The 1,935-nt window shown below is 67.3% G+C and carries 1 protein-coding gene; it reads left to right on the top strand.

Annotation, left to right across the window (positions count from 1 at the left end):
• On the top strand, window positions 1–1,935 hold a 1,935-nt coding region (locus NGJ44_RS23055; protein ID WP_251866053.1), incomplete at both ends, for an NADP-dependent malic enzyme.

The following is a 1,935-nucleotide window of genomic DNA, read 5'->3' as shown; positions in this document are numbered from 1 at the left end:
CAACCAGCGCGACCTGGCGCTGGCGTACTCGCCGGGTGTGGCGGCGGCGTGCGAGGAGATCGTGTCGGACCCGTCGAACGTGTTTCGCTACACGGCGCGCGGCAATCTGGTGGGGGTGATCACCAACGGGACGGCGGTGCTGGGGCTGGGCAACATCGGGGCGCTGGCGTCCAAGCCGGTGATGGAAGGCAAGGCGGTGCTGTTCAAGAAGTTTGCGGGCCTGGACGTGTACGACATCGAGATCAACGAGACGGACCCGGACAAGCTGGTGGAGATCATAGCGGGTCTGGAGGCGACGTTCGGGGGGATCAACCTGGAGGACATCAAGGCGCCGGAGTGTTTCACGGTGGAGCGCAAGCTGCGCGAGCGGATGAAGATTCCGGTGTTTCACGATGACCAGCACGGCACGGCGATCTGTGTGTCGGCGGCGTTCATCAATGGTCTGAAGGTGGTGGGCAAGAAGATCGACGAGGTGAAGGTGGTGACCTCCGGGGCGGGGGCGGCGGCGCTGGCGTGCCTGGACCTGATGGTGGATCTGGGGCTGCCGCAGGAGAACATCTGGGTGACGGACATCGAGGGGGTGGTGTACGAGGGCCGCACGACGCTGATGGATCCGGACAAGGCGCGGTTTGCGCAGAAGACGGACGCGCGCCGGCTGGCCGAGGTGATCGAGGGGGCGGACGTGTTTCTGGGGCTGTCGGCCGGCGGGGTGCTCAAGCCGGAGATGGTGGCGGCGATGGGTGCGCGGCCGCTGATTCTGGCGCTGGCCAATCCGACGCCGGAGATTCTGCCGGAGGTGGCGCACGGGGTGCGCGACGATGTGGTGATGGCCACGGGGCGTTCGGACTATCCGAACCAGGTGAACAACGTGCTGTGCTTTCCGTACATTTTCCGCGGGGCGCTGGACGTGGGGGCCACGACGATCACGCGCGAGATGGAGAAGGCGGCGGTGTACGCGATTGCGGCGCTGGCCGAGGAGGAGCAGAACGAGGTGGTGGCCGCGGCGTACGGGACGTTCGACCTGTCGTTTGGTCCGCAGTACCTGATTCCCAAGCCGTTTGATCCGAGGCTGATCGTGCGGATTGCGCCGGCGGTGGCCAAGGCGGCGATGGAGGGGGGCGTGGCCACGCGGCCGCTGTCGGACCTGGAGGCGTACGAGGAGCAGTTGCAGCAGTTCGTGTATCACTCGGGGGCGTTCATGAAGCCGCTGTTTTCGACGGCCAAGCGGCTGGTGCGCGAGGGGGGCAAGTCGCGCATTGTGTTTGCCGAGGGCGAGGACGAGCGGGTGCTGCGGGCGGTGCAGGTGGTGGTGGACGAGGGGCTGGCGCGGCCGATCCTGGTGGGGCGGCCGTCGGTGCTGCTGGCGCGCATCGAGAAGCTGGGGCTGAGGCTGAGGCTGGGCGAGGACGTGGAGGTGACGAACCCGGAGTACGACGAGCGGTTTCACCAGTACTGGACGACGTACTGGGAGCGGATGTGCCGCCGCGGCATCACCAAGGAGATGGCGCGGGTGGAGATGCGCCGGCGCATGACGCTGATTGGGGCGATGATGGTGCACCTGGGCGATGCGGACGGGATGGTGTGCGGCACGGTGGGGGCGTACCACGATCACCTGAGGTTCGTGGACGAGATGATCGGGCTGCGCCCGGGGCACAAGGTGTACGCGGCGATGAACGTGCTGCTGCTCAACGAGCGCACGGTGGTGCTGGTGGACACGCACGTCAACGACGATCCGACGGCCGAGCAGATTGCGGAGTTCACGGTTGCGGCGGCGCAGGAGATGTCGCGGCTGAACCTGGCGCCGAAGGTGGCGCTGCTGTCGAGGTCGAACTTTGGTTCGGGCAGTTCGGCCTCGGGGGCGAAGATGCGGCGGGCGCTGGAGCTGGTGCGCGAGGCGGCGCCGGAGCTGGAGATCGACGGGGAGATGCACGGCGA

It is taken from the genome of Achromobacter sp. Marseille-Q4962 (assembly GCF_943737005.1).
Classification (GTDB): Bacteria; Pseudomonadota; Gammaproteobacteria; order Burkholderiales; family Burkholderiaceae_B; genus Achromobacter.
Note: the sequence above shows the minus strand (reverse complement) of the source record. Positions and strands in the feature narration are given on the sequence as shown.